The sequence below is a fragment of the Yoonia sp. genome (assembly GCF_017854565.1).
In the GTDB taxonomy this organism is placed as follows: domain Bacteria; phylum Pseudomonadota; class Alphaproteobacteria; order Rhodobacterales; family Rhodobacteraceae; genus Yoonia.
In genome coordinates this window covers 1-6,922 of record NZ_JAFMHJ010000084.1, presented here as the reverse complement: position 1 = coordinate 6,922, position 6,922 = coordinate 1, and the positions used below count along the sequence as shown (strand labels likewise).

The 6,922-nt window shown below is 58.5% G+C and carries 6 protein-coding genes and 1 pseudogene; all 7 read right to left on the bottom strand.

Annotated features, from left to right (window positions below):
* A pseudogene (locus tag QZ196_RS16935) lies at positions 1 to 326 on the bottom strand (hypothetical protein); the annotation flags it as partial.
* A gap of 518 nt (positions 327 to 844) precedes the next feature.
* The gene (locus QZ196_RS16930; RefSeq protein WP_296428523.1) at positions 845 to 1,753 is read right to left on the bottom strand and encodes a cation diffusion facilitator family transporter; all 909 of its coding nucleotides are present in this window, start codon (positions 1,751 to 1,753) and stop codon (positions 845 to 847) included.
* Positions 1,754 to 1,794: 41 nt separating this feature from the next.
* Positions 1,795 to 3,558: an SLC13 family permease gene (locus QZ196_RS16925; protein ID WP_296428521.1), complete on the bottom strand. Its 1,764-nt coding sequence runs from the start codon at positions 3,556 to 3,558 to the stop codon at positions 1,795 to 1,797.
* A 180-nt stretch (positions 3,559 to 3,738) separates the two neighbouring features.
* Positions 3,739 to 4,176, bottom strand: coding sequence for a host attachment family protein (locus tag QZ196_RS16920; RefSeq protein ID WP_296428519.1), 438 nt, complete (start codon positions 4,174 to 4,176; stop codon positions 3,739 to 3,741).
* A complete protein-coding gene (locus tag QZ196_RS16915; RefSeq protein WP_296428516.1) occupies positions 4,160 to 5,644 on the bottom strand; it encodes a dihydrolipoyl dehydrogenase in 1,485 nt (494 codons plus the stop codon). Before QZ196_RS16915 ends, QZ196_RS16920 begins: the two co-directional genes overlap by 17 nt.
* On the bottom strand, positions 5,641 to 6,231 hold the full coding sequence (locus QZ196_RS16910; protein WP_296428514.1) for an HPF/RaiA family ribosome-associated protein: 591 nt from the start codon (positions 6,229 to 6,231) through the stop codon (positions 5,641 to 5,643). Before QZ196_RS16910 ends, QZ196_RS16915 begins: the two co-directional genes overlap by 4 nt.
* Positions 6,231 to 6,515, bottom strand: a complete 285-nt coding sequence (locus QZ196_RS16905) for a hypothetical protein (protein WP_296428512.1) — start codon at positions 6,513 to 6,515, stop codon at positions 6,231 to 6,233. Before QZ196_RS16905 ends, QZ196_RS16910 begins: the two co-directional genes overlap by 1 nt.
* Positions 6,516 to 6,922 lie beyond the last annotated feature (407 nt).

Sequence of the window (6,922 nt, the reverse complement as noted above, 5' to 3'; positions counted from 1 at the left end):
CCGATGGGGCTACCCTCCAGACGGGCATGCCCGTCTGGAGGGTAGCCCCATCGGCCAAGCTGGTTGTCGTTCAACAAACGGGGCACCTTCACGCTCACCGGGCCGATCCCGGTCATCACCTCGCGGTCCGGCAAGTGCCCGTGGCGGACAAGACGGGCGCGTCCATCATCCACTGTCTCGTTGGTATGGGCCTGCAGCAAAGCGGCCAATTCCGCCTCCGCAGCCTGCTGGATCAAGTCACAAGCGCCGGACCGAAGGATGTCGGTCAGCGGATCAGGTGAAAATCCCGATGGATCAGGCAAAGCTGCGATGGTAGTCCCCGTCATGTGGCATATCCCTTTCTCTTCCGAGAATTGACGGCGTTCTGAAAACCGCCATGATATGCCGCCCCTCAGAGGTCATCAGCAACTTTCAGCTATTTCTCATCGATTGCCGCTGCCGCCGCTATCAGGGTGTTGCTGACGCCGCCCGTGTCCTACGCAATATCACGCCGGATCAAACGCAAAGATCTAGGTTGGGCTGCCCGCACCGATAAACCGGCAAACCGCAAAACCAGCAGTACGGATAGTCCCGAGACCCGAGGGTAATTCACGAAAGGAGGAGTTTTCATGTCACCGCCTGATCCCAACATCGAGAAACAAAAACGGCGGCACCGGTCCGCACTGCTTGGGATCGGTCTTTCGATGGCATTTGCGCGATATTGTTCTTTATTTTTCTGACCTACGTGGCGGGCCCTGGTCGAGAACGGCCCGACCAGCGCACCGGTCACCGTCACCGAGTAGCCTGTTCTTTGCTCTCGTCATGGGGCCTGCACGGCCTCATGCGGTCGCGCGTCCCCGGCGCGTCATCCATGTCCGTAGCGGTCCGCATTCTTGTGTTTGTTCCATGCCCGTTCGAATTCCAGTGTCGAATGGGCGATGCCAAATTGATCGGTGAGGCGCGCTTTTATCGCCGCTTTGATATCGTCAACGTCGTTCCAGCGTTCATCCGCAACCACCACGTGGCTGTCCAGCGCGGCCTGATGTTCCTGCATCTGCCAGAAATGCGCGTGGTGCAGTTCGACAACGCCGTCCACATTTTCCAGGGCCGCAATCACCGCTTCGGTGTCGATATCGGGCGGGCTGCCCAGCATGAGCGTGCGGATCGGCCCGCCGATCTCGGTGAAGCCGAGCCAGAGGATGTAGGCGGCGATGCCGATGGTGATCGCGGGGTCAACCCAGCGGATGTCATAGAGCAGGATCAGCACACCGCCGATGATGACAGCCACCGAGGCGAGCGCATCGCTGAGATTGTGCAGGAACAATGCCCGGATATTTACACTGGTTTTTTGCATCGCATATGTCAGCGCCGCCGTAAGACTATCAACAACGAGCGCCACACCGCCTAGGATAACCAACGTCCAGGCCGCAATCTCGGGGGGGTCCAGAAGACGCATCGCACCTTCGTAGACAAGATATAACCCGACGATGATCAGCGATGTATAATTGACCAGCGCCGCCACAATCTCAATCCTGCCATAGCCGAATGTCATCTTCGCATCTGCGGGGCGGCGGGCGATCTTGCGTGCGCCGAAGGCAATCGCAAGGGACGTCATGTCCGAGAAGTTGTGGATCGCATCGGCGATCAACGCGAGGCTTCCCGAAAGAAGGCCGCCGACGATCTGTGCCATTGTCAGCAGGCCGTTGGCCCAGATGGCGATCACAACGCGGCGGTCGCCGTCTTTGGGCGCCATATGGGGGTGATCATGCGGCATAGCGCGTCCTTTGCTAGATCTGCGGGATCATCAACACTGTCTTACCCCCAAATCAGCGGGACCAGAAACAAAAGAATCGCCACACTGATCAGCGTGAGCGGCGTTCCGGCACGCACATAATCGAAAAACGTATAGCGCCCCGGATCATAGACCAGCAGGCACGCCGGTTCGAGCGGCGAAATGAAGGACAGCGACGCCGACAGCGTCACGAGTACCGCAAGCATCCGTGGTTCCAGACCCAAGCCATCGGCCGCGGCGACCGCCACCGGGATCACCGTCAGCGCGGCGGCCGCATTGGACATCGGCTGCGTCAGCAAAACGGCAAGCAGGCAAAAGCAGCCCATCGCGAAATATGGCCCGATAGGTTCACTCAGCGTGACGATATGTTCTGCCAGATAGGCCGCAGTGCCGCTTTGCTCCATCGCGAGGCCAAAACTCGACATGCCACCGATCAGCACAAGCAGGCGCCATTCGATGAAACGATACGCCTCTGACAGGGATAAGACATCAGCCAGAACCACAGCCAAAACGGCGAGAAGAACCGTGAGCGAGAACGGCGCGAAGCCCATGATGCTGACCGCAATCGCGGCAAGCATTGCGACGATCGTTATCTTACCCTGACGTCGTGTCAGCACGGTCTGGTCGATCTGTGTTAAGACCTGCAACCCTGCATCTTGGTTCAGGCTGGTCATTTCGTATTTCGGACCCTTAAGAAGAAGGACATCACCAGCGCGCAGTTTGAGGTTCTCAATACGTACCGAGCGGCTGCGATGAGGCTGGTAGACGGCCAGAACGATACCGCGAAAACGATCAAAGAAAGCGATTTGTTTCAGTGACTGCCCGACAAAGCGCGAGCGCGGCGTGATGACCGCCTCGACCCTTTGCATTTCCACGTCCTGCGCGTATCGGGCCGTGAAATGAAGGTCGTGCTCAAACATATAGTCGGATGATCGGCTGAGCATGAGAATGCCTTCGCGAGACGCCCGGATCATCAGTTCATCACCTGCCCGCAGCTTGCGCGAATGATGAACGGACAGCATTTCACCATCGCGCACCACGCTAAGAAGATCGGTTTCAAAGGCATCAAAATCCAGATCGCCTATCTGCTTGTCGACCACGCGCGATCCTTCGGGCAGACACAGGGTCGTGAAATACCGGCGCGCGCTGGACTGGTCCTGTGCCGCCACGGCACGGCGGTCGCGCATCAGATATTGCCCGGGCCAGACAAGCCAGAACAGCCCGACAACCGTGATGATCGCCCCCACGGCAGCAAATTCAAAAAGCGAAAACGGCTCCAGGCCAAGCTGGGCAACCATGCCGCTGCCCGCCAAATTCGTCGATGTCCCGATAAGCGTGCTTGACCCGCCCAACATTGAGGCAAAGGCAAGCGGCATCAGCATCCGGCTTGCGCTTGTCTTTGCGTGCCGGGCCGTTTCAACGGCTGCAGGCATCAGGATGGCCGTCGTATTTGTATTGCTGATGAACGCGGAGCTGACTGCGGAAACGGACAGAAGCGCCAGAAAGGAAAGCTGCGGTTTCCCCTGCCCGGCCCTGAAGGCCAATTGCCCGACCTTATCCATGACACCCGCCTTCACAATCGCCCCGGCCAGCACCATGATACAGGCCAATATGACGATGATCTCACCGCCGAAACCTGAGTAGGCTTGTGCTGGCGACAAGGTTCCCGTTGCAATGAGAGCGGCGACAAGACCAAGCGCCACGGCATCGACGCTGACCCATTCGGTCACAAACAGGACCATCGCCGCCACCAGAAGGCCAAGGACAATCGCAATTTCCAACGTCATTTGTCATGCACTCCGTTATGGGTTCAACACCTTTGGGCCGAAAGAACTGGCGCAACTTACAAGCCAGTTTCGACGAAATACGACCCGCATGCATATGGACGACCGCACGATCCCCGCACAGGGCAAAGGTCGGGGTCGCGATGTCGGATACGTGCGACGGCGCAGAAACACGAACGGGCGTCAGAACGCGCCGAGAGCCTTTTCGATCTGTTCAATCGGCGCATTCGTGAAATCCTTGTCGATTTCGGCAACCAGCTTGTCCTTGACATGACCTGAATAGGCCGCGCGCAGCGACCCGAGCGTTCGCGGATCGGCCATCATGACAAGCTTCTGAAATCGACCGTTCGCGGCCCATTTCTGCAGATTCTCGGCCAAATCTCTGGCAAATCGCTGTTCCTCGAGGACGTGCCAATCGGTTTCCTGAAACGCGCTGTTGCCGTAGCCATCATCGTGCATCCGGCCGGGGCGATCCGTCGCTTGTTCATGCGTTGGCGGGTTGTCGATTTCTTGTTTGCGGACTACGCGCAGGTCAATAAATTTTTCGTCGCCGTGATTGCGCAGGACAAGGTATTTAGCGCCATCTGCGACGACGACCCAAGCGTCATGTGTCAATTGCATAGGTTTTATCCTTTGGAGTTTGTTGGGGTTTCGTGCGGGTCGACGCATCGACCGGGGTATCGCGGCATCGGGTTTGCTCAAGCGGTTCACTGTCAACCGCGCAGACGGCAAGTGTTGCGCGAAGGGCCTGACGAAGAACCTCTTCGTGGGCTGGGTGATAGTATGGCATGCGCAGCAGATCCTTCAGGTCGGCGTGGCTACAGATCGCAAAGGCAAGTAGATGGGCGATATGCTCTGCTTTCGGGGCGATGATGGCGGCGCCACGCAGCCGCGCGGTTGCCTTATCGGCATAGATCACGATCATCCCGCCGCTGCCTCGGGCCAGTCGTGTCCGCCCTGCGGATGCGAAACTCGAAGATCCGATGGCGACATCGGCGTCGTCTTTCTCGAGATCATCCAAGGTCGCGCCAACCGATGCGATTTGCGGATCGGTAAACACCATCCCCAGCGGCACGCGTCGACTGAACGTGGCATCCTGTTTGCGGGCCGCATAGAACCCTGCGACCCGCCCTTCGTCGGCAGCCTCGTGCAAAAGCGCCGGACCAACCGAGACATCGCCAGCGAAATAGATGGACGTTCCGGATATATTGAGCTGGCCGGACGGCAAGGCAGGATGGCCATCGTCGCGCATTGTCAAGCCGATACGACCCAGCTTGAGGCTTGGGGTATTCGGCACCCGTCCCATCGCGACCAGCACATGATCAACGGTTATCTCGCCACCGTCCCACGTCAGGGTCACGGACCCATCGGTGGCCAACGACGGATCGGCAGTCGCCTGAACGATACGCATTTCACGGCCAATGGAGGCTTCCAGACACGCCTGAAGTGCAGGATCGCTGATCCCGCCAAAGGTGGCAGAGGGATCGAAACCCGTGACTTCAACGCCAAGCCGCGCCATCGCCTGTCCCAGTTCAAGTCCGACTGGCCCAAGCCCGATGACCCCTACACGACGCGGCAGCTTTGCCATGTCAAAACACGTCTCGGTCGTCAAAAGCCGGTCACCAAGCATGCCATGCCAGCCATCCGGCACGACGGGCCGCGTGCCAGTTGCGATCACGGGCGCATGCGGTTGGAAAACCTGATCGCCCGCGCGAATGGTTCCGTCCTGTGTGAATGCGGCGGCATGCCTGACAAGATGCGTATCGCTCCATTTTTCCATGCCGGCCACGGCCCCTGCGGAAAAATCGTCACGAAGCCCGCGCGTGCGGGCAAGCACAGATGCGCCGTTCGCCCGCACGTCTTTTGCGCCTTCAAGCCCGAGAGCGGCGAATGCCGCGCGACGATGATAGTCGTGAGCGGACTGCACGAAAGCCTTTGACGGCATGCAGCCGGTTCGTGCACAGGTTGTGCCCAAGGGCCCGGGGTCGAAAACCCGATAGCTGTCGGTAACTTTCGCAACTTCCGCGCGGGCCGATAGCCCGGCGGTGCCCGCACCGATGATGGCCACGTCAATGTGCATGGTGTTCATGGCACATGTCGTGCCTTGGGATCATAGCTCATCGGGCCAATCTTTCGCACGGTGCTGGCCTGTGGTCCGATCTCGCTTTCGTCCGCCTGAACGACAAGTTCGACGGGATCTCGCTGTTGAAGGTCATCAAAACTGCCGTCGACCACGCTGTTTTTATGAAAGTAGACAAGGCGCTGATCGGTGGCGATGATCTGACCGTATCCTTCATCATGGTTGATCTCGGCGACGCGTCCCTGCAGGGGGCCATCGTGGGTCTTGACGTCTCCGCCAATCTTGGCTTTCCAGCGCTTGATTTCACGCGCCATCGCAGCAAAAGCATCACGGACTGCGACGTGCAAATGCGCATGTTCGGCGGCATCGTTTTGGTGATGACGCACGACGAGTTCATCACCCGGCACACGCACCTCAATCGTCACTTCGTACAAGTTGCCCGTTTTCTGGCTTTGGTGCGGTGCGCGAATGTAGACGTGGCAACTGGTGATTCCGTCATAGAATTTTTCCAGATGGTTGGCCTTTTCGGTGACGAGCGCCTTAATCTCGTCAGAAGGCGCGACATCCAGAAATGCGAGTTCCAAAGGCGTTTGCACTATCGGGTCTCCTTTTTCTCCGATTTGTTTACAGATGTACTGCCGGGCTTGATGCGACGCATGACACTGCGAATGACCGGACCGAGATCAAGCCAGATCAGCGCCAGACCGACCGGGATCATCCAGAAGCCAGCAACAGGTAGAAAACCGACGATCCCGAGCGCCACGAAGCCAAGCCCAGCGATAGAACGCAGGCCCGGAGGAATATGCTGGCGCGCGCAGTTTTGGTAGTACCGCAAACGCGCCCGCACACGGTGGCCGCGCGGTTCCTCAACCAAGGTCATGCGATTTGGCCCCTGAGATATGGCAACGGACAGCATGCGGCCCGGTGGCGTGCGACGCGCCCGCGTGCCCGATCTTTTGCCGCAAAAACAACGTGCTGGGTCAGTACCATTTGGACAGGTCGCAACCTTTTGGCGTCACGTGACGTCGCGTGCGTGCCTTGACCGGGGATGGTCTTCATGGGGCGTTTCCTCGCATTGCAGGTGGCGATCAATGGTATTTCACATCTTACAGACCTGAGGTACCGCGACATTGACGCAGGTTAAGTCCTTGCACGGCCAATACTGTCTGACGTCCATCGGCATAGGCAGTTGAGAAAAGGGGGGGCCGGGTTTCTGCTTTACCTTGTTGAAGGGCTCTGTTGCACAAATTCTGTGAGGGATTCATCTAGTGAATCCAGTGTGGTAGC